Below are 25,507 nucleotides of genomic sequence, written 5' to 3'. Positions count from 1 at the left end.
GCGCCCGGCGGGGCAGGACCCGTCAGGACCGTCCGACCAGCGAGCGCATGAAGAACCGCAGGTTCGCGGGGCGCTCGGCCATCCGCCGCATGAAGAACTCGTACCACTCGCGCCCGTACGCCACGTACACCCTGACCTGCGCGCCCTGCGCGGCGAGCCTGCGCTGCTCCTGCGGGCGGATCCCGTAGAGCATCTGGTACTCGAACGAGTCGGCGTCGCGGTCGTTGAGGGTGGCGAGCGCGCCCGCGATGTCGATGAGCCGCGGATCGTGCGTGGCGATCATCGGATAGCCCTTGCCCGCCATCAGGACCTTCATGCACCGCACGTACGACCGGTCGATCTCCTCCTTGTCATTGAAGGCGACGGCCGTGGGCGCGCGATAGGCGCCCTTGCACAACCTCACGCGCGAACCCTCGTAGGCGAGTTCCGCGCAATGCTCCTCGGCCCGACGCAGGTACGACTGGATGACGGCCCCCACGTCGGGGAAATCCCGCCGCAGTTCATGGACGATCCGCAGGGTCGAGTCGACCGTGGTGTGCTCCTCCATGTCGAGCGTGACCGTGGTCCCGGCGGAACGGGCCGCCTCGCAGATCAGCCGCGCGTTCTCCAGGGCGTAGTCGTCGTCGAGCGTGCGCCCGATGGCGGAGAGCTTGACCGACACCTCGGCGCGCGTCCCGAGCGCCGCCGCACCGAGCCGTTCGAGCAGCTCCACGTAATGCCGGACGTTCGCCTCCGCGCGCCCCTTGTCGTGGGTGTCCTCGCCGAGGACGTCCAGGGTCACGAGCAGGCCCTCGGCGGTCAGCTCGCCGGTGACGCGGGCGGCGTCGTCGAGCGTCTCCCCGGCGACGAACCGGCGGACGACGTCGCCGGTGAAGGGCGCGGTCCGCACGACCCTGCGCGCGCCGCCGCTGCGCGACGCGACGAGCAACGCCTGACGAAGCACTCTGCCAACCCCCTGTTGGTGTGGGACGAGTCGGTGCGGGATGTGTCGGTGCGGGGGGGCTTTCCAGGTTATGCCCGGACGACCCTCGCCATCACGACCCTGCCCTCACGACCCCCGCCCTCACGACACTGTGCCCAGGGTGTTGCCCGGGCCGTTCTGCCGCACCCACTCCGCCATGCGGGCGGTCTTCACGGCCTCGAACAGGCCCTTCGCCTTCGTCCCGTCCAGGAACACGACGCTCTGCTTGCCGCGCATCCCGGTGCCCTTGTGCGGGGCCGTCATGAACATCACGTCCGACGGCCGCACGCCGCGCATGCTCAGCGCCAGCGAACGCAGGTTCCCGCCGGACACGCCGTCGTCCACGCTGATCGACTTCGTCAGCGCGGACAGGAAGCGGTCGAGCTTCAGCGGGTTCGTGAGCGTCCCGCGGTCGGCGGCCTGCTTCGCGAGCGCGCCGAGGAACGCCTGCTGCCGCTTGATCCGGTCGAAGTCGCCGTTCGGCAGGTTGTACCGCTGCCGGACGAAGAGGAGCGCGTCCTCACCGTTGAGCTTCTGCTTGCCCGCCGTCCACTGCTTCTTGCGCGCCGGGTCGTACACGGACTGCTTGACGTTGACGGTGACGCCGCCAAGCGCGTCCGTCATCGACTTGAACCCCTCGAAGTCGATCGCGCCGTAGTGGTCGACGCGGATGCCGGTGAGGTTCTCCATCGTCTCGATCAGCAGCTTCGGCCCGCCGAACGAGAACGCCGCGTTGATCTTCTGGTTGCCGTAGCCGGGGATCTCCACCCACGAGTCGCGCGGGAACGAGATCACGTACGCCTTCTTCCGGTCGGCGGGCAGGTGCAGCAGCATGATCGTGTCGGTGCGCTGCTGGCCCGGCTTCCAGACCTGGTTGCCCTCGCCGGTCGTCTGCTCGTCGGCGCGCGAGTCCGACCCGACGAGCAGCCAGTTCTCGGTGCCCTCCACGTTCGGGCCGGGACGCCGCGCGTCGTCGTCGGGCATGACGCCCTTGATGCGGTCGATGTTCCCGTTGTAGGACGACTGCCGCTGCCACACGAGCCCGCCCAGCCCGGCCACGACCAGCGCCACGAACACCCCGACCGCGATCAGTACCCGCGGCCAGCGCCGCTTGCGCCGCCGCTCGCCGTCGTCGGCGCCGCCCCAGAACGCGGCGTCGCCCGCGTCCTCGGTCTTCCCTGCCTCCGCCGACGCGGGCGGAGGCGGAGGCGGCGCAGGCGGGCCGGGCGCCTCGCCTGCCTGCTGCGATGCCGACGTCCCGGGAAGATCTGGCCCACTCATGGCGCCGAAGCTACCAGCCTGATCAAACCTCTACGGCCGCAATAACCCCGCTTGTCCATTTCAGGGCGATCACGTAGCCGCAGGTAAACCCAACCCCACCCCGGAGGGTCGGTCAGGGGGTCTTTCTGCGGAGGGTGGCGGCGCCCAGGAGGAGGGCGGCCACGGTGAACGCTGCCATTACGGTGACGTCCAGCGTGAGGGTGCCGGTGAACTCGGTGCTGTCGCTGATCTCCCGCATGGCCTCGACGGCGTAGGTGAGCGGCAGGACGTCCGAGATCGCCTGGAGCCAGGACGCCATCGAGTCGCGCGGGACGATCAGCCCGCAGAGCAGGAGCTGCGGCAGGACGAACGCGGGCAGGAACTGCACGGCCTGGAACTCGCTGCGCGCGAACGCGCTGGAGAACAGCCCGAGGGCCATCCCGAGCACCGCGTCCAGCAGGGACACGAGGACGAGCGACCCGAGCGAGCCGTTCAGGTCGAGCCCCAGCCACGTCAGCGAGATGGCGAGGACGACGCCCACCTGGACGAGCGCGAACGCCCCGAACGCGAGCGCGTAGCCGACGAGGAGGTCGAGCTTGGCGAGCGGCATCGTCATCAGCCGTTCGAGGGTTCCCGTGGTGCGTTCGCGCAGGGTGGCGACGCTGGCCACGACGAACATGACGATGAACGGGAACAGGCCGAGCAGCATGGGCCCGATCCGGTCGAACAGCGGCCCCTGGTCGAAGACGTAGCGCAGCAGGATCATCAGGAGCGTCGGCACCGCGATGAGCAGCGCGAGCGTCCGGTGGTCGTGCCTGAGCTGCGCCAGGATGCGGCGCGTCGTGGCGAACGTGACGGCGAAGCTCATGTGAGGCTCCCGGCCTTCTCGGTGATGAGCTGGAGGAACGCGGCTTCGAGGTCGGAGGTCCCGGTGCGCTCGCGCAGGCCCTGGGGGGTGCCGTCGGCGAGGATCCCGCCCTCGCGCATGAGGAGCAGGCGGTCGGTGCGCCCGGCCTCGTCCATGACGTGGCTGGACACGACGAGCGTGGCGCCGCGGTCGGCCAGCTCCCGGAACAGCTCCCACAACTCCTGGCGGAGGACGGGGTCGAGCCCGACGGTCGGCTCGTCCAGGACGAGCAGCTCCGGCGCGCCGAGCAGGGCGACGGCGAGGTTGACGCGGCTGAGCTGGCCGCCGGAGAGCGTCCCGGCGGTCTGGTCGCGGTGCCTGCCGAGGCCGACCTCGTCGATGACGCGCGCGGGGTCGGAGCGCGGCGCCCGCAGCACGGACGCGAAGTAGCGCAGGTTCTCGGCGACCGTCAGGTCGGCGTACACGGCGGGCGTCTGCGTCGCGTACCCGACGCGCCGCCGCAGGCCGGGCGACCCGGCGGGCTCGCCGAGGACGTCGACCGCGCCGCCCGCGACGTGCTGGACGCCGACGATCGCCCGCAGCAGCGTCGTCTTCCCGCAGCCGCTCGGGCCGAGCAGCCCGAGGATCGACCCGCGCGGCACGTCGAATGTGACGCCGTGCAGCACCTCGCGGCCGCCGCGCACGACGTGGAGGTCCTGGACGCGGACCGCCGGACTAGAACTCATCATGTGTTGAATTTATGTCGCGCACGAGGGCACGGTCAAGGTGTTCCGGGTGGCTGTGACGAAGGAGACTCGGCCCTCCGAGCGTCCTGGAAGGAGGCTCAGGAGGACGCGAAGTACCGCTGGAGGGTCGGCGCGACCAGTTCGACCAGCTCGTCCTCGGACGCGGAGGCGATCGGCTCGACCCGCACCACGTAGCGCAGGATCATCAGCCCGATCATCTGCCCGGCGGCGGCCTGGAGCGAGAGCTGCGGCGCGCCCGTCGCCTTCCCCGCGCGGCTGAACAGCGCGGACGTGACGAACTCGCGCAGCAGCGCCGCCGCCTGCTCGTTCGTCATCGCCGACCGCAGCATGCCGAGCAGCGGGCGGCGGCGCTCGTCGTCGCCCCACACTTCGAGGAACGTGCGGACCATCAGCTCGCCGAACCGGTCCTTCGGGAAGGACGCGGCGCGGGCCAGCAGCGCGGCCGGGTCGACGGGGAAGCGGATCGCCTCGATGAAGACGCCGTCCTTCGTCCCGTAGAAGTGGTGGACGAGGGCCGGGTCGACGCCCGCCGTCCGCGCGATGGCGCGCAGGGACGTCCCGTCGTAGCCCTTCTCGGCGAACAGGTCGCGGGCCGCGGCGAGGATCTTCTCCCGGGTCTCGGTCGGGCCGGGCCGCCGCCCGGGGCCGCGGGACGCTCCGGCCCCGTTCGAGTCGGGGCGCGCGTCGGTCACCGTCCGCCCCGGCGGCTGACCTCGCCGCCGGCGGTGACCTCCCAGGTGCGGTCGGCGGCGGCGAGGTGCAGGCGGGCGAAGGCCAGCGCCTCGGCGAGGTCCTCCATCCGCTCGACGCGGCTGGACGCCCGCCGCGTGTTGACCTCCAGGACGACGTGCCCCCGGAAGCCGCCCTCGGCGAGGTTCTCCAGCATCGCCCCGCACGGCTGGTTGCCCCGGCCGGGGACGAGGTGCTCGTCCTTGTTCGTGATGCCGACGCCGTCCGCGAGGTGGATGTGGCGGAGCCGGTCGCCCAGGGTGCCCGCCATGTCGAGGGCGTCCGACCCGGACACGGCGGTGTGGGACAGGTCGAGGGTCACGTGCGGGTAGTCCTGGTCGACGGGGTTCCAGTCGGGCAGGTACATGCCCGCCTCGGCGCCGCGCGCCTTGAGCGGGAACATGTTCTCCACGGCGAAGAGGACGTCGGTCTCGTCCTGCATGCGGGCGATGCCGTCGACGAACTCCTTGGCGTAGTCGCGCTGCCACCGGAACGGCGGATGGACGACGATGACCTCGGCGCCCAGTTCCTCGGCGACCTCCTTGGAGCGCACCAGCTTGCCCCAGGGCTCGCGTCCCCACACCCGCTGGGTGAGCAGCAGGCAGGGCGCGTGGATCGACTTGATCGGCACCTGGTGGTAGTCGGACAGGCGGCGCAGGACGTTGAGGTCCTGCGAGGAGGCGTCCGTGGACACCATGACCTCGATGCCGTCGTAGCCCAGCAGCGCTGCGATCTCGAAGGCGCTCGGTACCTTCTCCGGGTAGACCGACGCCGTGGAAAGCGTGATCGGCGCGTCCGGGACACGCAGAGCCGGTGCAGAACTGACGCCGTTGTGCTGCGGGGTCAAGGCTTCCTCGCCAGGAATGGTCGCTCGACGGTTTCGTAGGGGCTGCGGTGTTCGCGGCGGTACGCAAAGCAAAGCCTATGCGGCCACGGCGGTGATGAAACCCTCGCCCCGCGTGATCCCGATTATCCCCCGGCCGCGCATGACTACCCTCTGTCCCCGTGGCCGAGATAGCGCCGGGCGCCGTGCCGAGCCCCAACATCTGGAACTCCCCGCAGGTCTACGAGCTGGAGAACCGCGCCGTCGACCCGGACGGCGTGCTGCCGGACGCGATGCGCGCGATCCGCCCGTGGGACGGCGCGGACGTCCTCGACCTCGGCTGCGGCACCGGCTTCCACCTGCCGTTCTTCGCCGCGGACGCGCGCCGCGTGATCGGCGTCGAGCCGCACGCGGGCCTCGCGTCCGCCGCCGCGCGCCGCACCCGCGACCTGGCGAACGTCACCGTCCGGGTCGGCGCGGCGCAGGCGCTCCCGCTTCCGGACGCGTCGGTCGACGTCGTCCACGTCCGGTGGGCGTACTTCTTCGGGCCGGGCTGCGAACCGGGGCTCGCCGAACTGGACCGGGTCGTCCGGCGCGGCGGCGCGGTGTTCATCATCGACAACGACGCGACCCGGTCGACGTTCGGCGGCTGGTTCCGCCGCAGCCTGCCGAAATACGACCCGGAGGCCGTCGAGCGGTTCTGGACGCGCCGCGGCTTCAACCGCGAGCCGCTGCTGATCCGCTGGGCGTTCCAGAGCCGGGACGATCTCGCCGCCGTCCTGCGCATCGAGTTCCCGCCCGGCCTCGCCGACGCGTGCCTGCGCGAGCACGCGGGACTGGAGGTGGACTATGCCGTGAATTTGTGGTGGCGTTGCCCTTGAGTTACTGACGAGTCGGTCACCCGACGGCGTGTCGCGACCTTGACGAACGGAGGAACCGGCCATGGGCCGTGCCGCCACGACGAGCGCCACCGCGAGCTCCGGGTTCCGCTGGGGGCTGATGCTCGGCGGCGCCGTCGCCGCGACCGCGCTCGGCGCGGCCGGGGCGGGCGCCGGGCTGGCCGTCCAGCGGCGCGCCCTGCGGCGGCTGCAACTGCGTCCCGACCCGTTCGCGGGCGAGCCGTTCGGGTCGCTGCGGGGACGTCCCGTCCCGGTCCGCGCGGGCGACGGCACGCGGCTCTACGCCGAGGTCGACGGCGACGACCGCACCGACCTCGCCGTCGTGTTCTGCCACGGCTGGACTCTCACCCAGGACTCCTGGCACTTCCAGCGCAAGGCCCTGCGCGGCCTCGCCCGGCTCGTCTTCTGGGACCACCGCGGCCACGGCCGCTCCGACGGCGGCGCCCGCGACGGCTACGCGCTGTCCCGGCTCGCGGACGACCTCGCCGCCGTGATCGACGCGACCGTCCCGGCGGAGACGCCGGTCGTGCTCGTCGGGCACTCGATGGGCGGCATGACGATCCTGCGGTACGTCGACGCGCATCCCGACCTGGTCGGACGCAAGATCGTCGGGACGGGCCTGCTGTGCACGTCGTCCGGCGGGCTCGGCGACATCACGCTCGGCGCGCCCGCCCTGATCGCGCGCGCCACGCACCGCGTGCTGCCCCGCGCGCTCGGCGCGCTCGGCGCCGGGTCCGGCGCGGTCGAGCGGGTCCGGCACCTCGGCCGCGGCGCCGCCGTCCTCATCGAGGACCTGATCGCCTTCGGCCCGGAGGGCGGCCCCGCCGCCGTCGCGTTCGCCGAGCGGATGATGACCGAGACGCGGATGGACGCCTTCGCCGGGTTCCTCGGCTCGATGGTCTCCACCTCGCTGATCAGCGACTGCGCGGCGCTCGCCGGGGCGGAGAACCTCGTCATCGGGGCCGAGCACGACCTGCTCACGCCGGTCGAGCACAGCCTCAAGATCGCCTCCTGCGTGCCGGACGCGCGGCTGGAGGTCGTCCCGTCCGCCGGGCACATGGCGATGATGGAACGCCCGAGCGTCGTCTCCGACCACCTCGGCGACCTGATCGAACGGGCCCGCAAGACCCTCCCCGCCTGACCCTCCCCTGGTTGTCGGACGGACGCTCTACGCTTCGGCGCATGGCGAAGGCGAAGACGGCGAAGGCGGCCTACCGGTGCTCGGAGTGCGGCTGGCAGACGTCCAAGTGGGTCGGCCGCTGCTCCGAGTGCCACACGTGGGGGACGGTCGCCGAGGCCGCGTCCGCCACGCCCGCCCGCGTCGTGTCCGCCGGGCCGGTCAGCTCCCCGGCCCGCCCGATCGGGCAGGTGGACGTACGGTCCGCGCAGACCCGCCCCACCGGCCTGGACGAGCTCGACCGCGTCCTCGGCGGCGGGATCGTGCCGGGCGCCGTCCTGCTGCTCGCGGGCGAGCCGGGCATCGGCAAGTCGACGCTGCTGCTGGAGGTCGCCGCCCTCGCGTCCAAGCAGGGCGAGGCGGGCTCGAACGGCGCCTCGCCGGGGCGGAACGTCCTGTACGTGACGGGTGAGGAGTCGGCCGAGCAGGTGCGGCTGCGCGCCGACCGCGTCGGCGCCATCACCGACGACCTGTACCTGGCGGCCGAGACGGAGCTGTCCGCGATCCTCGGGCACGTCGACACGGTCGAGCCGTCGCTGCTGGTCGTCGACTCCATCCAGACGATCGGGACGTCCGAGGTCGACGGCGCGCCCGGCGGCGTCACCCAGGTGCGCGAGGTCGCCGCCAACCTCATCCGCGTCGCGAAGGAACGCGGCGTCACCGTCGTGCTCGTCGGCCACGTCACCAAGGAGGGCGCGATCGCCGGGCCGCGCCTGCTGGAGCACCTCGTCGACGTCGTCCTGTACTTCGAGGGCGACCGGCACTCCCGGCTCCGCATGATCCGCGCCGTGAAGAACCGCTACGGGCCGACCGACGAGCTGGGCTGCTTCGACCTGTCCGACGTCGGCATCGTCGGCCTGCCCGACCCGAGCGGCCTGTTCCTCACCCGGCGGGACGAGCCCGTCCCCGGCACCTGCGTCACCGTCACCCTGGAGGGACGCCGCCCGCTCGTCGCCGAGGTCCAGTCGCTCGTCGCGAAGTCGCACCTGCCGTCGCCGCGCCGCGCGACGTCCGGGCTCGACACGTCGCGAGTCGCGATGGTGCTGGCCGTCCTCGCGCAGCGCTGCAAGATCTCCATGCACGAGCAGGACGTCTACGTGTCCACGGTCGGCGGGGTGCGGCTCGCCGAGACGTCCGTCGACCTCGCGCTCGCCCTCGCCGTCGCGGGCTCCACCGTCGAGCAGTCGCTGTCGAGCAGCCTGATCGCGCTCGGCGAGGTCGGGCTCGCCGGGGAGGTCCGCGTCGTGCCCGGCGTGCAGCGGCGGCTCGCCGAGGCGGCGCGGCTCGGGTTCAAGCACGCCGTCGTCCCGCGCGGCTCCCTCGAACTCGCCGACGGGCCGCTCCGCCGCGCCGACCCGCAGCTCAGCAGCTTCGAGGGCATGAAGGTGATGGAGGTGGACAGCCTGCAACAAGCGCTCCAAGTGGCCTTTACGGCCCCGTGACGCGGCGCTCGGCAGAGTATTACCCCGCGCCGCCCGCGCTTGCGACCAGGGGAGGAACCGGCCGGCGGCCCGTCTCGGTAAACTGACGCCGTCCAGCGACCTCCGGGGGTCAGGTGCCATCACACGACAAGGGTCATGACGAACGCCGCCGCGCCACGTTGGCAGCGGTGGCCCCGGGCACCCAGATCCGCGACGGACTCGAGCGGATCCTGCGGGGCCACACCGGCGGCTTGATCGTCCTCGGCTGGGACACACCCGTCGAGGACCTCTGCACGGGCGGCTTCGAACTCGACGTCGAGTTCTCCGCCACCCGGCTGCGCGAGCTCGCCAAGATGGACGGCGCGATCGTCCTCGACGACGCCCGCAACCGGATCGTCCGCGCCGCCGTCCACCTCGTGCCCGACTCCACCATCCCCACCGAGGAGTCCGGAACGCGCCACCGCACCGCCGAGCGCGTCGCCCGCCAGACCGGGTTCCCGGTCATCTCGGTGAGCCAGTCGATGCACATCATCGCGCTGTACCTCGACGGCATCCGCTACGTCCTCGAAGACTCGGCGGCGATCCTCTCCAAGGCCAACCAGGCCCTCGCCACGCTCGAACGCTACAAACTGCGGCTGGACGAGGTGTCCGGCACGCTGTCGGCGCTGGAGATCGAGGACCTCGTCACCGTCCGGGACGTCAGCGCCGTCGTCCAGCGCCTGGAGATGGTCCGCCGCATCGCCGACGAGATCGAGGGCTACGTCGTCGAGCTCGGCACGGACGGCCGCCTGCTGTCGTTGCAGCTCGACGAGCTGGTCTCCGGCGTGGACGTCGACCGCGAGCTGATCGTGCGCGACTACCCGTCCGACGACACCCGCGCCCGCGGCGTCGCCGCCATCCTCACGGCGCTCGACACGCTCTCCGCGACGGAGCTGCTCGACCTGTCCACGGTCGCCGAGGTGATGGGCTTCTCCGGCCCGGACGCCCTCGACCTGCCCGTCAGCCCGAAGGGCTTCCGGCTCCTCGCCAAGGTCCCGCGGCTGCCGAGCATGGTCGTCGAACGCCTCGTCGAGCACTTCGGGGGGCTGCAGAAACTCCTCGCCGCCAGCATCGACGACCTCCAAGCCGTCGGCGGCGTCGGCGAATCCCGCGCCCGCAGCGTCCGCGAGGGCCTCTCCCGCCTCGCCGAATCCTCAATCCTCGAACGCTACGTCTAACCGCCTCACCACGGACGCGCGACGCCAACACTCCGGCGCACCGCGAAGGCTCGACGAGAAAGCTCGGGGCGCGGCGCGAACACCCGGCGCGGCGCGAACACCCGGCGCGGCGCGAATGCCGGGCATGGGCGAGGGCTATGCGTGGTGGGCCCTGGAGAACTTTCGCAGGCCGGGGATCGGCCAGCGTCTGGGGCGGCGGTCGGCCGTCCACGACCAGGGGCGCCGCAGGTCGAAGAACTCCGCGTCCCCCTCGTAGTGGGACATCTCCTCGTCCCGCCACGCCTTCAACTCCGCCGGCATCTCCTTGCGCTCCCCCGCGCGCGCCTCCTCCTCGGACGTGAAGTAGACCGCGACCGTGCACCCGCCGTCAGGGTGGACGCAGAACAGCCCGCCGAGCGTGTCGGGACGGAACTCGCCCATGGCCCGCGTCTCCTCCTCGCTCCAGAACGGCCGCAGCGCCTCCCGGTCGCGGACCCTCGTCTGGATGATCTGCACGAACCCCGCCGTGTCGGAGGGACCCTGCCCGAAGACCTCCACGTCCGCGCAGTCGTGGACGACGACCCCGTCCGCGAACAGCCGGGACGCCCCGTCCCACCACTGCTCCTGCTCCGGCCGGGCCCCGTTCGCGCGAGCCGCCTCGCCCGACTCGAACCGGACGAGTCCGACGAACGTCCCGTCGTCGGTGACACCCGCCGTGCTTCCCAGCCACCCGCGCGCCCCGGGCGCCACCTTCCGCACCCAGTCCTCGCACGCGTCCCGCACGGCAGCCGGATCAGTCGTCCGTCCCTGGACGATCTGGACGAACATCACGCCTCCCCCCGAACTCCGGCCTCGTCCGCAACCACGCTACCGACGCCCGCGCAAACAAAAAGCAATGCCTGTCAGGATCAGCGCAGGTAAAAGACCTTTTTCTGGGCCTTTCCGTCTTTAAGCGCGGCCACGTAGGTGCCGGGACGGGCAATGGCGCCGCCGCCCGCACAGCCGCGTTTCCGGTTCCAGACGACGGTGTCGACGTAGGGGACGCCCCGCTTGACGGTCTTCTTGGACGTGCCGCCGCGGCGGCATTCGGCGGACGACCAGATGCGATCGTCGCCGGACGTGACGCGGACGTCCAGCGAACCCGTGTCCAGGGTGCAGGAGCCACCGCCCATGTTCACGACCGTGATCCGGAACTCGGGAGCGGCCGCCCCGGCGTACGCCGTCCGGGACGTCGCCATGCTGAACACCAGGTCACGGTCCCGGCACGCACCTCCGGCCGCCGCCGTGGCCCGCGGCGTGGTCGTCGCGGTGACGGTGACCGTGGGCATCGCGGTCGGCGCGGCGGGCGGGCTCGACGCCCCGGCGGCGCCCGCGTCCCGCGCCGGGGAGTCGTCCCCCGAGGCGCCGGTGCAGGCCCAGGCGAGCAACCCGGTGGCGCCGAGGACGGACGCCAGCGCGACCGCGCGGCGCCGCCAGTACTGATCACTCCCGGAACCGTTCTCGTTACGCCCCGTATGCGCCCCCATACGGGCAGTATGCATTCAGCGAACCGGAAAGAGGGGACGACCCGCCGCGTGCCACAATGGCGGCTCGCCATGAACTCCACCGTCCTGAACTCCGCCTACACCGCGCCGATCCTCGACTGGTACGACGCCAATGCCCGGGAGCTCCCCTGGCGGGCGCCGGACGCGACGCCCTGGGGCATCCTCGTCAGCGAGATCATGCTCCAGCAGACCCCGGTCGCCCGCGTCCTGCCCGTCTGGGACGCCTGGATGACGCGCTGGCCCGAGCCCGCCGCGCTGGCCGCCGAACCGTCCGGCGAGGCCGTCCGCGCCTGGGGACGCCTCGGCTACCCGCGCCGCGCGCTCCGCCTGCACGAGAGCGCCCGCGCGATCACGGAACGGCACGGCGGCGAGGTCCCCTCCTCGCACGAGGACCTCCTCGCCCTGCCCGGGATCGGCGCTTACACGGCCGCCGCCGTCGCGAGTTTCGCGTTCAAGCAGCGGCACGCCGTCCTGGACACCAACGTCCGCCGCGTCCTGGCCCGGCTCCTCTCCGGCGACGAATACCCGCCGAAGTCGCAGACGAAGGCCGAGGTCGCGCTGGCCGAGAGCCTGCTCCCCGTCGATCCCCCGACCGCCGCGCGCTGGGCGGTCGCCGCGATGGAACTGGGCGCCCTGGTCTGCACGGCCCGGACGCCGCGCTGCGCCGACTGCCCGGTCTTCGACCGATGCGCCTGGCAGCGCAACGGACGTCCCGCCTACGCGGGCCCGCCGCGCCGCGGCCAGACCTACGCGGGCACGGACCGCCAATGCCGAGGCCGGATCCTCGCCGTCCTCCGCGCCGCCGAGGGGCCCGTGCCCAAACCCGCAATAGACGTGGTCTGGTCGGACGCGACCCAACGCGAACGCGCCCTGGACACCCTGGTAGCCGACGGTCTGGTCGCCCCCTTGGACGACGACCACTACACCCTCCCCACCTGACCGACCCTCCGTTGGCTGGGGTGCGGGTCAGGGTTGGCGGCGGTTTCTGGCGCCGACGGCCAGGGAGACGCCGATGCCCAGGCCGAGCACGCCCAGCAGGATCTCCGCTGCGGAGTTGCTCTCGGCACAGGCCGCGAGGGGCGGAGCGGTCGGCCCGGCCGCCTCGGCGGCGTTCGCCCTGGCCGCGAAGAGACTGCAGCCTCCCTGCACTTGCTGCACTCCCTCCGCGGCCCCGAGGACGAGCATGGCCAGGCTCGGGACGAGGACCACGATCGCGAGCAGGGAAAGGACGCGGAACCGCCATTCCTTCCCCTGACCGGATTGCGGACGCTGAGCCACGGGCGGCCCTGCCGTTCCCCGAGCCCTCTGCGGATTCTTAGGAGCGGGTTTCCGCGGGCGGGCAGAAGGAGATTTCCGCGACTCCGCCCGGGCAGGAGGAGATTTCCGCGGCTCCGCATGGCCAGGATTCGGCGAGCCCGCCTCGACGACTCTCTCCGGGACCACAGGCGCAGGACTCGCGAGGGCCGGACTCCCAGCAACGGCATCGGCGGAATTCCGCGGCATCTCGGACGGCATTTTCGGCGCTTGTTGGTCGATCATGGTCTGGACCGGAGCCGGAAGCCAGGAACCGCCCAATATCGACGGAGCGAGCTCCTGCAAAAGCTGCGCGGGCGTCGGCCGCGCCGTCGGACTTTTCGCCAAGCACCGCCCGATGATTTCACCGAGACCGTGCTCCAACCCGGCGAGGCTGGGCTCTTGGTGGACGATCCGATAGCTCAATGCGGGCTGCGGCCCCTCACCGAAAGGCCGCACTCCAGCTGCGTGGGCCAGGACCAGACCGAAGGCGAAGATGTCGGCCGCCGGGGTGAGCGATTCCCCGGTGAGTATCTCGGGAGACATGAAGCCCGGGGTGCCCGCCATCGCGGTCGCCTGGGATGCGTCCGTGGCACGGGCGATACCGAAGTCGATCACCCGCGGCCCATCAGCACCGAGCAGGATATTGGACGGTTTGAGATCCCGATGAATGAGCCCGGCTTCGTGGATGGCCTCCAGTGCCTCGGCGATCCCGGCACCGAGAACGCGCAAAGTGGCGTCCGGAAACGGACCATGTTCAGCGAGAGCCCGCTCCAGTGACGGCCCCGCGATAAATGCAGTGACCATCCACGGCGGATCGGCGGCGGGGTCGGCATCGACGACACCGGCCGTATGCAACCCGTTGACCTTTCGGGCCGCCTCGATCTCCGACCGGAATCGGCGCCGGAACTCAGGATTCGTGGCGTGGACCTGGTGAATGAGTTTCACCGCGACCGGCCGTCCGCCAGGCGTCAGGCCGAAGAACACTTCGCCCATCCCACCCGCGCCGAGCCTGCCCGACAAACGGTATCTTCCCACTTGGCGTGGATCGCTCGGCCGTAGGGACTCCACCCGGCACCCGCCTTCATTCCCATCCGCTGAAGCCAGAAGATCTTATCGGAGAAAGCACCTCGCCCCACAGATCCACTTCTTGATCAATTCGCGCGGACGCGACGACCGGAAAAGGCCGGACTCCCCCGCCCGCCGGAGCTTGCGCGGCGCACGGCAGGCCGTCTCCGCCCCCGACGAAAACCTGAGGCGCCAGGCCCGAACCGGTCGGTACGGTGCCGTGGTGCGTAATCTGCTGAACCTGCCCAAGACCCATCTTCACGTCCATCTGGAGAGCACCGTCCGGCGGGCCACGCTCCGCGAAATCGGCGCGGCGAACGGGGTGCGGGTCCCCGCGGCCATCGGCGCGTTCGGCAGTTTCGCCGCCTTCTTCGCGCAGAACGACCTCGTCCGGGCGTGCCTGCAACGGCCCGACGACTTCCGGCGGATCGCCTACGAGTTCTGCGAAGACGAATCGACCCAAGGCACCCGCTACGCAGAAGTCTCCTTCACGGCCGCCGCACACGGCGAGAGGCTCGGCGACCTCGCCATGCCCCTGACCGCCGTCCTGGAAGGACTCGATGCCGGACGCGAGGCGTTCGGGATCGAATGCCGTCTCATCCTCGACCACTCCCGGCGCCGCTCCGTGGAGCGCGCCTGGCGGACACTCGACCTGGCGCGCCGGCACGACGCCGTGGTCGCCATCGGGCTGGCGGGCGACGAGTCGCACCCCGGCGACCCGTTCGACGACGTCTTCGCCGCCGCCCGCGACGAGGGCCTCCACGTCGTCCACCACGCGGGCGAGGGCGAAGGCCCGGCCAGCATCCGCCAAGCACTCGGCCCCGGCCGCACAGAGCGCCTGGGCCACGGCATCCGCATCCTGGACGACCCGGACCTCGTCGCCGAGGTCCGCGAACGCCGAATCCCCCTTGAGGTGTGCCCCTCGTCCAACGTCGCCCTGGGCTTCGCGTCAACCCTCGAAGACCACCCTCTCCCCCGGCTCCTGGACGCGGGCCTCATCGTGACCCTGAACACCGACATCCCCGCCTTGATCGACACCCCGCTCGCCACCGAATACGCCCGCGTCCGCGACACCTTCGCCTACGACGACCACACCCTCGCCGCCCTAGCCCGCGCCGGCGTAGACGCCTCTTTCGCCCCCGCCTCCACCAAGGTCCAACTTCACCAAGCCCTAGACACCTGGCTAACCACCCCAGCCCCATAGACGAAGCCCTTTACGCACCCCTCGAAGCCCTCTCCCACCCCTCGCACGGGCCCCGACCACCCCGTCCCCCGCCACGAACGACGAAGCAGCCACCAATCCGACAGCCATGCTGCCCGCAGGGTCCGCAGACCCAGCGCCTGCACGACCGGCACCCAGCAGCGGGCACGCCGTCATTCCATAGCCGAGAGGGCCGGTTAGGGCTCATGGAGGGTGGACTCGTACCAGCGGTCCGGTGCGGATTTCGCGGAGGAACGGATCGGTGTCGTCCTTCCACTGGGACGCGGTGCGGACGACCGGGTGCACGGGGAGCGCGAGACGGGCGGCGGCCTCCTGAGCGGTGTCGAACGCGACGTCCGGAGCAAGGTCACCGATGACCAGGACCTCCACGTCGGTCGGCTGGTCACCGGGGACGTGCTCATACCGTTCCGCCCAGGCGCCGAAGAGATGGACCTCGCGGACGGACGGCAGCCGTCCGAACTCCTCCGCCACCACCGCCGCGGGGCCGAACGTCAGCATCAGGAGATGGGCGAGCGGCTCGTACAGCGGGCTCTCGGCGTTCCGCTGAACCAGCCGTCCGGCCAAGGTGCGGCGCAGGACGAGAATGCCCGCCCGGGCCTGACGATCCACCTCGCGCATGACGCTGCCCAGGTCGGTGCGGAGCATCACGGCGAGATCGAGCATCGCCAGCTCGCGCGCCGGGCCGAGCAGCAAGCGCGCTAACAACTCGCCCTGCAGCCGTGACCGGAAGATCGGCAACTGGGCGGGCGCCCGCGCCCGGACATCACGCAGAAACGCCTCCGCGACGTACCCCTCCGCGACCTGAGCCACCCCACCCTGCCCTTCTTCGCCACGCCCACCCCGCGCCGCCACACCACTCCCCCTCCTCATCACCGCCGTCGAGCCCGACACTCTCGATCATTTGTTCGAACCCTATGCCCCGCGTCCGACAATCCGAGAGCGTCCCCAGCCCCCGCACCCCGCCACGAAGATCAGCGGCCGACGTCAGCACGCGTCCGCGCACAGGGCGCACACCAGCACACCGGACGCCGCCGAGCCGCCAGCCAGAGCACACGGTTTCCGCAGGTCAACAGATCAAGGTCAGCCCTGTGGATGCCGCGCCAACCCTTTACGCATCCGGACTGTAGTCAAAGAACTACTGACAGTGATAAGTGTTTAGGCGTCCAGCCATCTATGAAAGGCGACTTCATGATCAAGCGTGTCTCCGTGGTCGGTATCGGACTTGCCGCCGCCTTGCTGGCCACGGCCGCCCCAGCCGTCGCCGCCGCCGGGATCTTCGAATACTCCACTCCCGGCGGCGTCGCGGAGACCCTCCTCAACCCCACCGACCACGCCTGCTACAACATCGACGCCAGCGGGCCCGCCACCAACAGGACCAACCGCGACGCCGTCGCCTACACCGGTCAGAACTGCGAAGGAGGATCGGTCACGGTCCACCCCAACGAGCAGAATCCCAATCTCACCGCCCGCAGCGTGAGGTTCACGCGCTGACGCCTGGGCCCGACACCGCTGCACGTGATCACGCATCCTCGCGCGGAGACCGGTCACTGATCGACGGACCGCGCGAGGATGCGCTCCAGCGCGTCCGCGCCTCGGATGCCGCCCCGCCAGAAGGGCCGTCATCCTCCCGTGGACGACCGCCTACGGCTCCAGCGGGGCCTCGGGCTCCCGGAGGAACAGGCAGAACGGGTGACCAACCGGGTCCAAGTACACGCGGACGTCGTCGTCGGGCTGCCAGTCGGCGAGGACCGCGCCCATGGCCTCCGCGTGCGCGCCCGCCGTGTCCAGGTCCTCCACCTCGAAGTCCAGGTGGGCCTGGATCTGCTGCTCGCCCGCGACCGCCGGCCAGGTCGGGGTCACATGGATCGGCTCCGTCTGGAACGACAGGCCCGTGCCCCCGTTCGGCGGACGCAGCTTCACCCAGTCAGATTCGTCCTGGACGACCTTCCAGCCCAGGAGGCGCTGGTAGAAGTCAGCCAGCTTGCGGGGGTCTGGAGCGTCCAGCACAGGGGCGGACAGGGTCATACGTGGCGCTTCGTCGCTCATGCGGTGGCTCCTGCGAATTCGTCCGGCCCCTCATGGTGCCCCGAGGGGCGCCGGGCATGCGGAAGGGCCCGCATCGGACGAATCCGATGCGGGCCCCTCTGGACGAAGCTCAGTCCTTGTTGAAGTTGACCGCGCCCTCGATGGGCGGCGGGCTGTCCGGAACCGTGTCCGGCTTGGGCACGCCCTTGAACGTGAACTTGGCGTTCTCGGCCGAGTCCGGGTTCTCGGGGTCGAAGCCCTCCGTGCCGACGATCACGATCTGGCCCGGCTTGAGCTCGCTGTACAGGATCTTCTCGGACAGGTTGTCCTCGATCTCCCGCTGGATCGTGCGGCGCAGCGGCCGGGCGCCGAGCACCGGGTCGTAGCCGCGCAGCGCCAGCAGGTCCTTGGCCTCCTGCCGCAGCTCGATGCCCATGTCGCGGTCGCGGAGCCGCTCGTCCACCTTGGCGATCATCAGATCCACGATCTGGATGATCTCCTTCGGGGTGAGCTGGTGGAACACGACCGTGTCGTCGACGCGGTTCAGGAACTCGGGACGGAAGTGCTGCTTGAGCTCCTCCGACACCTTCGCCTTCATCCGCTCGTACGAGCCCTGCTCGTCGTTCTGCCGGGCGAACCCCATGGAGACGCCCTTGGAGATGTCCTTGGACCCCAGGTTCGTCGTCATGATGATGACGGTGTTCTTGAAGTCCACGACGCGGCCCTGGGCGTCGGTGAGGCGGCCGTCCTCCAGGATCTGCAACAGGCTGTTGAAGATGTCCTGGTGCGCCTTCTCGATCTCGTCGAACAGCACCACCGAGAACGGCTTGCGCCGCACCTTCTCGGTGAGCTGGCCGCCCTCCTCGTACCCGACGTAGCCGGGCGGGGAGCCGAACAGCCGCGAGACGGTGTGCTTCTCCATGAACTCGGACATGTCGAGCTGGATCAGCGCGTCCTCGTCGCCGAACAGGAACTCCGCCAGCGTCTTGGACAGCTCGGTCTTACCGACACCGGACGGGCCGGCGAAGATGAACGAGCCGCCGGGGCGCTTCGGGTCCTTCAGACCGGCGCGGGTGCGCCGGATCGACTGGGACAGCGCCTTGATGGCGTCCTCCTGGCCGATGACCCGCTTGTGGAGCTCGTCCTCCATGCGGAGCAGCCGCGTGGACTCCTCCTCGGTCAGCTTGAAGACCGGGATGCCGGTGGCGGTCGCGAGGACCTCGGCGATCAGCTCGTCGGTGACCTCGGCGACGACGTCCATGTCGCCGGCCTTCCACTCCTTCTCCCGCTGCGCCTTCTGGCCGAGGAGCTGCTTCTCGGAGTCGCGCAGCGCGGCGGCCTTCTCGAAGTCCTGCGCGTCGATCGCGGACTCCTTGTCGCGCCGGACGTCGGCGATCTTCTCGTCGTACTCGCGCAGGTCCGGCGGCGCGGTCATGCGGCGGATCCGCATCCGCGAGCCCGCCTCGTCGATCAGGTCGATCGCCTTGTCGGGCAGGAACCGGTCGGAGATGTAGCGGTCGGCGAGCTGCGCGGCCGCGACCAGTGCGCTGTCGGTGATCGACACGCGGTGGTGCGCCTCGTAGCGGTCCCGCAGGCCCTTGAGGATCTCGATCGTGTGCGACAGCGACGGCTCGGCGACCTGGATCGGCTGGAAGCGGCGCTCCAGCGCGGCGTCCTTCTCCAGGTACTTGCGGTACTCGTCGAGGGTCGTCGCGCCGATCGTCTGGAGCTCGCCCCTCGCCAGCATGGGCTTGAGGATGGACGCGGCGTCGATCGCGCCCTCGGCGGCGCCCGCGCCGACCAGCGTGTGCAGCTCGTCGATGAACAGGATGATGTCGCCGCGGGTGCGGATCTCCTTGAGGACCTTCTTCAGGCGCTCCTCGAAGTCACCGCGGTACCGGGAGCCGGCGACCAGCGCGCCGAGGTCGAGGGTGTAAAGCTGCTTGTCCTTGAGCGTCTCGGGCACCTCGCCCTTGACGATCTTCTGTGCCAGGCCCTCCACGACGGCGGTCTTGCCGACGCCGGGCTCGCCGATCAGCACAGGGTTGTTCTTGGTGCGGCGGGACAGCACCTGCATGACCCGCTCGATCTCTTTACCGCGGCCGATGACCGGGTCGAGCTTGCCCTCCCGGGCGGCCTGGGTCAGGTTGCGGCCGAACTGGTCGAGCACCAGGGAGGTGGAGGGAGCGGACTCGGAAGGACCGCCGGAGGCGGCCGGCTCCTTGCCCTGGTAACCGTGCAGCAACTGGATGACCTGCTGGCGCACCCTGTTCAAATCGGCGCCGAGCTTCACCAGCACCTGTGCCGCGACACCCTCACCCTCACGGATCAACCCAAGGAGGATGTGCTCGGTGCCGATGTAGTTGTGGCCGAGCTGCAACGCCTCACGCAGCGACAGCTCAAGAACCTTCTTGGCACGCGGAGTGAACGGGATGTGGCCCGACGGCGCCTGCTGGCCCTGGCCAATGATCTCTTCGACCTGCTGGCGCACCGCCTCAAGGCTGATCCCCAGGCTCTCAAGAGCCTTGGCAGCCACACCTTCGCCCTCGTGGATCAGACCCAGGAGGATGTGCTCGGTGCCGATGTAGTTGTGGTTGAGCATCCTGGCCTCTTCCTGAGCCAGGACGACAACCCGCCGCGCGCGGTCGGTGAACCTCTCGAACATCTCGTCGCTCCTCACAGAGCGGTTGGGCAGAGTCCGGAACGTCCGGCACTGTCCTTCCGCATGCTAGCCCGCCCCGAGGAGGCCGCCCGGTGCACTCCCACCAGGAGACGTTCCCCAGCTAAGCGCTGTTCAGTCTCATCCAACTACCGCATCGGTGCGTCATGTTCCCGCTACGCCCCAAGCGAACGGGCGCTTTCCGCAGGTGGGCGAGGGCGAGAGCCGGAAGTGCCGATTGGGGGTGGAGTTGCGCCCGCGCCGCCTCACTACCGCGCCGCGTACGCGCGTAAACCGATCTTTCTCTACGCCACAAGCGAACGCCCGTCCGCGATCCGCGGCGAACGGTCCGGACGAAGCCCGGGCGGTCCATACCGGCGGTGGGACGGAGCCCGCGAACCATGAACGCCCGGCGAACGGTCGCCGCGACGCGGCGAATGACCCGGCGGGCCGCTGAATGACGCGCGCGGACGCCAAAGGAACGCGGCCCGAACGGCACGTCTGCGTCCCGCGAACGGCGAGCCGGTCGCCATCCGACCGGCGATCGCAAACGGCCGCGCGGCCGCCATCCGTAAACGGCGAGCGGCCCGCCCCGCGAACGGGACGGGCCACCGGTGGCTCAGCCGTCAGTTGGCCGCCTCGTACTGTTCGATCACATGGGCCGGGATGCGACCGCGCTCATTGACCTTGATGCCATTGTTCTTGGCCCAGGCGCGGATCTCGGCGCTGCGCTCGCGGGAGGACGCGCCGCGCTGCCGGCGGCGGCGCGTGGCCGTCCCCGCCTTCCGCGACTTCTCCACGAACGGCTTAAGAGAATCCCGCAGCTTCGTCGCGTTGGCGCCACTCAGGTCGATCTCGTAGGAGGCGCCGTCGATCGAGAACGCTACGGTCTCGTCCGCCTCGCCACCGTCGAGGTCGTCGACGAGAAGCACCTGAACCTTCTGTGCCATGGGGACAGACCCTTTCGGCTTGAGCAAACTGCATTCGGTTGCCAAAGATATACCGCAGAGTCGGTCGATGACAATTCCATCGTCCGGTCTAGTACCAACACTCTGGACGAAGTTCCTTCCACGGTGACCGCCAGTAATCGCGTTCATCGTTTCCGGCATCTCCGGCGGGCGTGCGGAGGACACGACGCACGGCGCCTGAATTTCTCCGCTGCGGCGCGGACCGCGGCACGGATATCGGCGTGACCGGCGTCACGGCGTCACCGTGCTGACCTGGGCGGGCGCGCACGCATTGACCCGCGTTTGCGGACGGCCTGGGCTTTCTCCGGGACGGGCCGCCGGGGAGTTAACGTATGACCGTCCGACGAAAAGGTCCGCGAGTGACCTTAACAGGGCGGACGCCCCGGCGCCGCCGACCGGGATTAACTCCGGGGCGACGGCACAAACCGCAGGCCGGGGACGGAATGCGCCCGGCCGCCCGTAACAAGCGGGGGCGCGCCGGCCGATCAACGCCGCCACCGGCGGATGTGGACGGATAACCGCCGGTCGGGCGATGCCGAAATCTCTTGCCGCCGCGTCGGCGGCGGGAAGTCGGCGGGAGCTCGGTCCCACCGGGAAGCCGCCGGTAGTCGACGATCCCGAAATCGGGAGATTGCGCCACAATCCCACCGCGCATCCCACTTCTTCGACCCGGGCGGAGCGCAACGTGTGAACGGTACACGGTTCATCCGAGCCCGGCGACATGTGGCGCGAAAGGTAGCGGTCCAAGCGAGACCGCGTCCGGTCCGAACTGAGTCGCCCGCGCTATGCGGCGGGGCCGACGGACGCAACTGCAACGTCTATGAAGCGCGTCCCAAACCGGAGGGCCCGTCCGGGACGTGACAGATCCCGTGGCGATTCGGGGCCGTAACCGGAACGAGCTGGCATTCGGCCCGGCAACGCGCGGCGTCCGAAACAGAGCGGCGATCTACGGCGAAAGCGGGGGCCCGCTCGGCACGCCCTCTCGGGCCGCGCGAACCGACCCCGGCGCGCCGCCGGGATCGTTCTCCGCTGAGCGCGGCCGAGAGCGCCGGAGAGGATCTCAGAAGGCCGTTGAATCGCTCGGCGCGCTTTTTACCACGAGCGTCCCGGTGAGCCTGTCGTGGACGGCCTGACGCCGCGTCCCCTCGTACAGCGCGCCCGCGTTCGCGACCCAGAAGACCCCGGCGAGTAGGCCGAGAACGGGAATCGGGCGGGCCGCGATCGGCAGCGAATAGATCGCCGCGCGGAGAACGGCGCGGAGAACGTCCGGACGAGCTCCGTCGCCGATCGGCACGCTTTCCGGCTTCCGCCCCTCCGACTCGCTATCGGTAGCGGACTCGGCAACGGGCTCCGCGGCCGCTTCTGTGACCGTCTCACCCGACGCCGCCCCATCGCCCCCTGCGCGGGCCGCTCCGTCCGCGCCTGCGAGCGTCTCCGTGGGCACAGGACGGTCTCCCGGCACGGCCTCGCCTGCCTCGCCCCTGAGCGTCCTTGCGGATAGGGAAGGGCCCGTGGGGTCGATGACGACTTCTATACCGGCGAGGCGCTTCCCGATCGTCCGCCCCCAGAGGGCCAACTGGATCGCCTCGTAGAGGAGCGTGCATCCCGCCACCACGGGTGGGGCGACGATGTCCACGGTGTGCCCGGACACCAGTTCGCGGACGACGATGATGACGGGCAGGCCGACGACGAGCGTGTCGATGATGCGCGCCAGGAGGCGCTGCCCCGGTTCGGCGAGGGGTGCCTCCATGGGGCCCTATTCCGTGTACTCGTCGTATTCGTCGTATCCGGCCCGCTCGTCGATGACGAGGGTGCCGGCGAAGCGGTCATGGAGGGCCTGGTGCAGGGGCTGGTCCCAGATCGCCCACAGGTAGGCCATCAGCGCACCCGCCCAGACCAGCAGCATCCCGTAGGCGGCGTAGTCCCACACCATCACCGCTACGACGAGGAAGAAGAAGACACCGAGCTGGTAGCCCACATGCACGATCCCAGCGCGCCAGACGGCCTGGGTGGTGGTGAGTGGCTGTCCCCCAGGGGACTGGACGATCCCGAGCCCCATCACACGCTTCCCCAGCGTCCGCCCTGACATGGACAACTGGACGGCCTCATAGAGGAACGGCAGCACCGACAGGACACAGAAGAGGGTGAAGATGATGGGCCAGTTCCATATCCCCCCGTCGTCCTCCGTCTTGCTGCCTGGCTTGTCCAGCCCGAGCACACCGATCGTGATGGGGAGGACGAGGGCGAACCCGAAGACCGCCACGAGAGCGTTGTCGATGATCCGGGCGCCCGCGCGCCGCAGGATCGGAGCGAGCGCCAGGTCGTCCCCGTAGGAGCCGCCCCCGTACTGGTCGTGGGACGCACCGTACGACTCGTCGTACGGAGGCTGCTGTCCCCAACCCTGTTGCTGGGGCTGTTGCCATTGCTGCTGGGTCTGAGGAGGTTGTTGCCATTGCTGCTGGGGTTGCCGCTGTTGCTGAGGCTGTTGCCCTTGAGGACCTTGGTACGGAGGCGGGGGGCCATAGGACCCCTGCCCCTGCGGCGGCTGGTACGGCCCGCCACGGTCGCGGGAATCGCTCATCGGGTCAATCCTCCAGGCGAAGCAACATCCGGGTGTTGCCCAACGTATTGGGCTTGACCCGATCAAGGTCCAAGAACTCCGCAACGCCTTCGTCGTAGGAACGGAGAAGCTCCTCGTACACCTCTGGCGACACCGGGGTCCCCAGGAGTTTCTCGAAACCGTGCCGGGCGAAGAAGTCCACCTCGAAGGTAAGACAGAACAGCCTCCGCACGCCCAGTTCCCGTGCCGTCTCCAGAAGACGGGTGACGATTCGGTGGCCGATGCCGCGTCCGCCATAGGCCCCGTCGACGGCGACCGAGCGGACCTCGGCGAGGTCCTCCCACATGACGTGCAGGGCCCCGCAGCCGACCACCCGTCCCGGCGCGCCGCCCTGGACGTCCTCCGCCACCCAGAACTCCTGGACGTCCTCGTACAGCTTCACGGTGGACTTCTTCAGCATGCGTCGTCCCGAGCCGGCATACAGATCGACCAGCCTGCGTATCTCCTGGACATCGGCGGTACGGGCACGCCGGATCACGACCTCCACAATCAGGCGAGATTATCGAATGCGGGCACTTCACCGGCCTCCTGACCTGCGCTCCGCAGGCTCCCGGTGCGCGCCCACCCGGCTCGCACACGCCGGACTCCGTCGCGAAACGGCGGCGCGACCTGCGATTTCACGGGTTCTGGTTGGCATCCGAAGCGTGTTCCGTTAGTGTCCATCGCTGATGTCGGCCGTTCGCTGGACGAAGGCCGAACCGCCGAGTCCCCGGGCCGCAACCAGCGCCCCGAGGAGCCGGGGACCCACTTCCGGAGTGTTCGGGGGAGCACCCTCGGCCCGTGAGGGGTGAATCCGCAGCCGCGTGGTCCGATCCGCGCGTGCCCGCGGACGGGCTGCTCCGGCCCTAACCCGTCAGCTAACTCGGTAGGCGGACGAGGAGAGGAGATCTCAGTGGAGCCGTCGCGCCCTGCTTCCTTTCAACGATCTGCGCGTTCCCGCTCCGTGACGCCTTCCGGCGCCGCGCCGCCGTCCCGCCGCGCGGGCCGGTTCCGCGGCCGGGCGGCCGTGCTGGCCGGCGCGCTGGTGGCCCTCTCGGCGGCGCCGCACGCGATCAGCCCGCACACGATCGCCGTCGCCCACGCCGACCCCGAGCCGTCCACGAAGGAGCTCCGGGCCAAGGCGCTCAAGCTCGCCGACGACCTGGAGCGGCTCACCGAGCAGTACAACGGGCTCAAGGTGAAGCTGGCCCAGTCGCAGCGCGCCGCCAAGGTCGCCACGGAGAACGCGGAGCGGCAGGAGAAGTCGCTCCAGGGCATCCGGGAGAAGGTCGGCGCGCTGGCCGCGACCAGCTACATGCAGGGCGGTTCCGACCCCGCCGTTTCGTTCGTCGCCTCCCAGGACCCGCAGGCCGTCCTCGACCAGGCCGCCACCCTGAACTACTTCGCCAAGCAGGACAGCACGAAAGTGCTGGGTCTGATGCAGGCGATGCAGGCCGCCCAGCGCGCGCGCAAGGCCGCCGAGGCGCGCGCCCAGCAGGTGAAGCAACTGCGCACGGAACTCGACTCGCAGCGCAAGAAGGTCACCGACACCTACGAGAAGGTGCGCGGGAAGCTCGTCGACCGGGATCCGTCCCAGCTCGCCAGCCTCCCCGTCATCGGCACGGGGAAGGCCGCTCAGGCGCTGCGCTACGCGATGGGCAAGATAGGCCGCCCGTACGTGTGGGGCGCCGCGGGTCCGACGTCCTTCGACTGCTCCGGTTTGACGATGTGGGCCTACAAGCAGGTCGGCATCAACCTGCCGCACTACACGGGCAGCCAGTGGAACGCGGGCACCCATGTGTCACGCAGTGAACTGCAACCGGGCGACCTCGTCTTCTTCTACTCCGACCTCCACCACATGGGGATCTACGTCGGGGGAGGCAAGATGCTGCACGCGCCGCACACCGGCGACGTCGTGAAAATAGCCTCGATGTCCGGACGCCCCTTCGCCGGCGGCGTCCGAGTGGCCTGATTCGTCTCGGGCTCTGAGGACCACACGTCACGAGTGCGTTTCCGCATGGGCCAATGGATGTGCGTCCAAAGCATGCT

24 protein-coding genes and 1 riboswitch are annotated in these 25,507 nt (G+C 70.3%); of the genes, 8 read left to right on the top strand and 16 right to left on the bottom strand.

The genetic code is table 11. The features are described 5' to 3' along the window. Positions 1–22: 22 nt before the first annotated feature. The 6 genes from FXF68_RS12165 to FXF68_RS12140 all read right to left on the bottom strand — a co-directional run bounded on the left by FXF68_RS12165 (position 23) and on the right by FXF68_RS12140 (position 5,411). Positions 23–943 (bottom strand): proline dehydrogenase family protein, encoded by a 921-nt coding sequence (locus FXF68_RS12165; protein ID WP_148759001.1) that lies wholly within the window; start codon positions 941–943, stop codon positions 23–25. 120 nt (positions 944–1,063) lie between these two features. After that, on the bottom strand, positions 1,064–2,242 hold the full coding sequence (locus FXF68_RS12160) for an LCP family protein (protein WP_148759000.1): 1,179 nt from the start codon (positions 2,240–2,242) through the stop codon (positions 1,064–1,066). A gap of 112 nt (positions 2,243–2,354) precedes the next feature. Next, positions 2,355–3,089 carry an ABC transporter permease gene (locus FXF68_RS12155; protein ID WP_148758999.1) on the bottom strand — a complete coding sequence of 245 codons (735 nt, stop codon included), beginning with the start codon at positions 3,087–3,089 and terminating at the stop codon, positions 2,355–2,357. Continuing rightward, positions 3,086–3,817 carry an ABC transporter ATP-binding protein gene (locus tag FXF68_RS12150; protein WP_148758998.1) on the bottom strand — a complete coding sequence of 244 codons (732 nt, stop codon included), beginning with the start codon at positions 3,815–3,817 and terminating at the stop codon, positions 3,086–3,088. The genes FXF68_RS12155 and FXF68_RS12150 overlap by 4 nt, the downstream gene beginning before the upstream one ends. A 95-nt stretch (positions 3,818–3,912) precedes the next feature. Beyond that, complete coding sequence (locus FXF68_RS12145; protein WP_148758997.1) at positions 3,913–4,527, bottom strand: TetR/AcrR family transcriptional regulator; 615 nt, start codon at positions 4,525–4,527, stop codon at positions 3,913–3,915. Beyond that, the gene (locus FXF68_RS12140) at positions 4,524–5,411 is read right to left on the bottom strand and encodes a sugar phosphate isomerase/epimerase family protein (RefSeq protein WP_148758996.1); all 888 of its coding nucleotides are present in this window, start codon (positions 5,409–5,411) and stop codon (positions 4,524–4,526) included. Before FXF68_RS12140 ends, FXF68_RS12145 begins: the two co-directional genes overlap by 4 nt. 158 nt (positions 5,412–5,569) lie before the next feature. On the opposite strand from FXF68_RS12140, the gene FXF68_RS12135 reads away from it, so the two are divergent. The 4 genes from FXF68_RS12135 (at position 5,570) to disA (ending at position 10,101) form a co-directional block, all read left to right on the top strand. Beyond that, a complete protein-coding gene (locus FXF68_RS12135; RefSeq protein WP_148758995.1) occupies positions 5,570–6,268 on the top strand; it encodes a class I SAM-dependent methyltransferase in 699 nt (232 codons plus the stop codon). A gap of 61 nt (positions 6,269–6,329) precedes the next feature. Continuing rightward, positions 6,330–7,427, top strand: a complete 1,098-nt coding sequence (locus FXF68_RS12130; protein WP_246178644.1) for an alpha/beta fold hydrolase — start codon at positions 6,330–6,332, stop codon at positions 7,425–7,427. Positions 7,428–7,468: 41 nt separating this feature from the next. Continuing rightward, positions 7,469–8,905 (top strand): DNA repair protein RadA, encoded by a 1,437-nt coding sequence (gene radA, locus FXF68_RS12125; RefSeq protein WP_148758994.1) that lies wholly within the window; start codon positions 7,469–7,471, stop codon positions 8,903–8,905. A 113-nt stretch (positions 8,906–9,018) separates the two neighbouring features. Then, positions 9,019–10,101 (top strand): DNA integrity scanning diadenylate cyclase DisA, encoded by a 1,083-nt coding sequence (gene disA / locus FXF68_RS12120; protein WP_148758993.1) that lies wholly within the window; start codon positions 9,019–9,021, stop codon positions 10,099–10,101. Positions 10,102–10,236: 135 nt separating this feature from the next. Here disA and FXF68_RS12115 read toward each other — a convergent pair whose 3' ends face one another. Then, the gene (locus FXF68_RS12115) at positions 10,237–10,908 is read right to left on the bottom strand and encodes a hypothetical protein (RefSeq protein ID WP_148758992.1); all 672 of its coding nucleotides are present in this window, start codon (positions 10,906–10,908) and stop codon (positions 10,237–10,239) included. A gap of 80 nt (positions 10,909–10,988) precedes the next feature. Beyond that, the gene (locus FXF68_RS12110; RefSeq protein WP_148758991.1) at positions 10,989–11,606 is read right to left on the bottom strand and encodes a hypothetical protein; all 618 of its coding nucleotides are present in this window, start codon (positions 11,604–11,606) and stop codon (positions 10,989–10,991) included. Positions 11,607–11,675: 69 nt separating this feature from the next. Between FXF68_RS12110 and FXF68_RS12105 the strand changes: the two genes are divergently transcribed. After that, positions 11,676–12,563, top strand: coding sequence for an HhH-GPD family protein (locus tag FXF68_RS12105; RefSeq protein WP_148758990.1), 888 nt, complete (start codon positions 11,676–11,678; stop codon positions 12,561–12,563). A 27-nt stretch (positions 12,564–12,590) separates the two neighbouring features. Here FXF68_RS12105 and FXF68_RS12100 read toward each other — a convergent pair whose 3' ends face one another. Next, positions 12,591–13,955: a serine/threonine-protein kinase gene (locus FXF68_RS12100; RefSeq protein ID WP_281292202.1), complete on the bottom strand. Its 1,365-nt coding sequence runs from the start codon at positions 13,953–13,955 to the stop codon at positions 12,591–12,593. A 253-nt stretch (positions 13,956–14,208) separates the two neighbouring features. Here FXF68_RS12100 and add point away from each other — a divergent pair, with 253 nt between their 5' ends. Next, positions 14,209–15,189, top strand: coding sequence for an adenosine deaminase (gene add, locus FXF68_RS12095; RefSeq protein ID WP_148758988.1), 981 nt, complete (start codon positions 14,209–14,211; stop codon positions 15,187–15,189). A 201-nt stretch (positions 15,190–15,390) separates the two neighbouring features. Here the strand turns inward: add and FXF68_RS12090 are convergent, their stop codons facing one another. Beyond that, positions 15,391–16,017, bottom strand: coding sequence for an ArsR family transcriptional regulator (locus tag FXF68_RS12090; protein WP_148758987.1), 627 nt, complete (start codon positions 16,015–16,017; stop codon positions 15,391–15,393). Positions 16,018–16,395: 378 nt separating this feature from the next. Here FXF68_RS12090 and FXF68_RS12085 point away from each other — a divergent pair, with 378 nt between their 5' ends. Then, a complete protein-coding gene (locus tag FXF68_RS12085) occupies positions 16,396–16,698 on the top strand; it encodes a hypothetical protein (RefSeq protein ID WP_148758986.1) in 303 nt (100 codons plus the stop codon). Between the two features lie 150 nt (positions 16,699–16,848). Here FXF68_RS12085 and FXF68_RS12080 read toward each other — a convergent pair whose 3' ends face one another. The 6 genes from FXF68_RS12080 to FXF68_RS12055 form a co-directional block, all read right to left on the bottom strand. Continuing rightward, on the bottom strand, positions 16,849–17,253 hold the full coding sequence (locus FXF68_RS12080; RefSeq protein WP_148758985.1) for a VOC family protein: 405 nt from the start codon (positions 17,251–17,253) through the stop codon (positions 16,849–16,851). A gap of 109 nt (positions 17,254–17,362) precedes the next feature. Further along, positions 17,363–19,897: an ATP-dependent Clp protease ATP-binding subunit gene (locus tag FXF68_RS12075; protein WP_148758984.1), complete on the bottom strand. Its 2,535-nt coding sequence runs from the start codon at positions 19,895–19,897 to the stop codon at positions 17,363–17,365. Between the two features lie 620 nt (positions 19,898–20,517). Further along, on the bottom strand, positions 20,518–20,841 hold the full coding sequence (locus FXF68_RS12070; RefSeq protein ID WP_067902453.1) for a histone-like nucleoid-structuring protein Lsr2: 324 nt from the start codon (positions 20,839–20,841) through the stop codon (positions 20,518–20,520). A 1,078-nt stretch (positions 20,842–21,919) separates the two neighbouring features. Further along, the gene (locus FXF68_RS43810; protein ID WP_246178642.1) at positions 21,920–22,609 is read right to left on the bottom strand and encodes an RDD family protein; all 690 of its coding nucleotides are present in this window, start codon (positions 22,607–22,609) and stop codon (positions 21,920–21,922) included. A 6-nt stretch (positions 22,610–22,615) separates the two neighbouring features. Further along, positions 22,616–23,440 carry an RDD family protein gene (locus FXF68_RS44435; RefSeq protein ID WP_148758983.1) on the bottom strand — a complete coding sequence of 275 codons (825 nt, stop codon included), beginning with the start codon at positions 23,438–23,440 and terminating at the stop codon, positions 22,616–22,618. A gap of 4 nt (positions 23,441–23,444) precedes the next feature. After that, the gene (locus FXF68_RS12055) at positions 23,445–23,966 is read right to left on the bottom strand and encodes an amino-acid N-acetyltransferase (RefSeq protein ID WP_425458594.1); all 522 of its coding nucleotides are present in this window, start codon (positions 23,964–23,966) and stop codon (positions 23,445–23,447) included. A gap of 202 nt (positions 23,967–24,168) precedes the next feature. Further along, a riboswitch (cyclic di-AMP (ydaO/yuaA leader) is annotated at positions 24,169–24,367 on the top strand. 55 nt (positions 24,368–24,422) lie between these two features. On the opposite strand from FXF68_RS12055, the gene FXF68_RS12050 reads away from it, so the two are divergent. Continuing rightward, positions 24,423–25,430: a C40 family peptidase gene (locus FXF68_RS12050; RefSeq protein WP_246178640.1), complete on the top strand. Its 1,008-nt coding sequence runs from the start codon at positions 24,423–24,425 to the stop codon at positions 25,428–25,430. Positions 25,431–25,507: the final 77 nt, after the last annotated feature.

This window comes from Actinomadura decatromicini, from assembly GCF_008121305.1.
GTDB classification, from domain to species: Bacteria; Actinomycetota; Actinomycetes; order Streptosporangiales; family Streptosporangiaceae; genus Spirillospora; species Spirillospora syzygii.
This window is presented reverse-complemented; position numbering and strand designations above follow the sequence as displayed.

Excerpts from the sequence above, each read along its gene's own strand:
- FXF68_RS12070 (WP_067902453.1), bottom strand. The coding sequence starts at position 20,841 with ATGGCACAGAAGGTTCAGGTGCTTCTCGTCGACGACCTCGACGGTGGC.
- FXF68_RS12160 (WP_148759000.1), bottom strand. The coding sequence starts at position 2,242 with ATGAGTGGGCCAGATCTTCCCGGGACGTCGGCATCGCAGCAGGCAGGC.
- FXF68_RS12080 (WP_148758985.1), bottom strand. The coding sequence starts at position 17,253 with ATGAGCGACGAAGCGCCACGTATGACCCTGTCCGCCCCTGTGCTGGAC.
- FXF68_RS12150 (WP_148758998.1), bottom strand. The coding sequence starts at position 3,817 with ATGATGAGTTCTAGTCCGGCGGTCCGCGTCCAGGACCTCCACGTCGTG.
- FXF68_RS12085 (WP_148758986.1), top strand. The coding sequence starts at position 16,396 with ATGATCAAGCGTGTCTCCGTGGTCGGTATCGGACTTGCCGCCGCCTTG.
- FXF68_RS12075 (WP_148758984.1), bottom strand. The coding sequence starts at position 19,897 with ATGTTCGAGAGGTTCACCGACCGCGCGCGGCGGGTTGTCGTCCTGGCT.
- FXF68_RS12110 (WP_148758991.1), bottom strand. The coding sequence starts at position 11,606 with ATGGGGGCGCATACGGGGCGTAACGAGAACGGTTCCGGGAGTGATCAG.
- FXF68_RS12105 (WP_148758990.1), top strand. The coding sequence starts at position 11,676 with ATGAACTCCACCGTCCTGAACTCCGCCTACACCGCGCCGATCCTCGAC.
- FXF68_RS12155 (WP_148758999.1), bottom strand. The coding sequence starts at position 3,089 with ATGAGCTTCGCCGTCACGTTCGCCACGACGCGCCGCATCCTGGCGCAG.
- FXF68_RS43810 (WP_246178642.1), bottom strand. The coding sequence starts at position 22,609 with ATGGAGGCACCCCTCGCCGAACCGGGGCAGCGCCTCCTGGCGCGCATC.
- FXF68_RS12115 (WP_148758992.1), bottom strand. The coding sequence starts at position 10,908 with ATGTTCGTCCAGATCGTCCAGGGACGGACGACTGATCCGGCTGCCGTG.
- FXF68_RS12130 (WP_246178644.1), top strand. The coding sequence starts at position 6,330 with ATGGGCCGTGCCGCCACGACGAGCGCCACCGCGAGCTCCGGGTTCCGC.
- radA (WP_148758994.1), top strand. The coding sequence starts at position 7,469 with ATGGCGAAGGCGAAGACGGCGAAGGCGGCCTACCGGTGCTCGGAGTGC.
- FXF68_RS44435 (WP_148758983.1), bottom strand. The coding sequence starts at position 23,440 with ATGAGCGATTCCCGCGACCGTGGCGGGCCGTACCAGCCGCCGCAGGGG.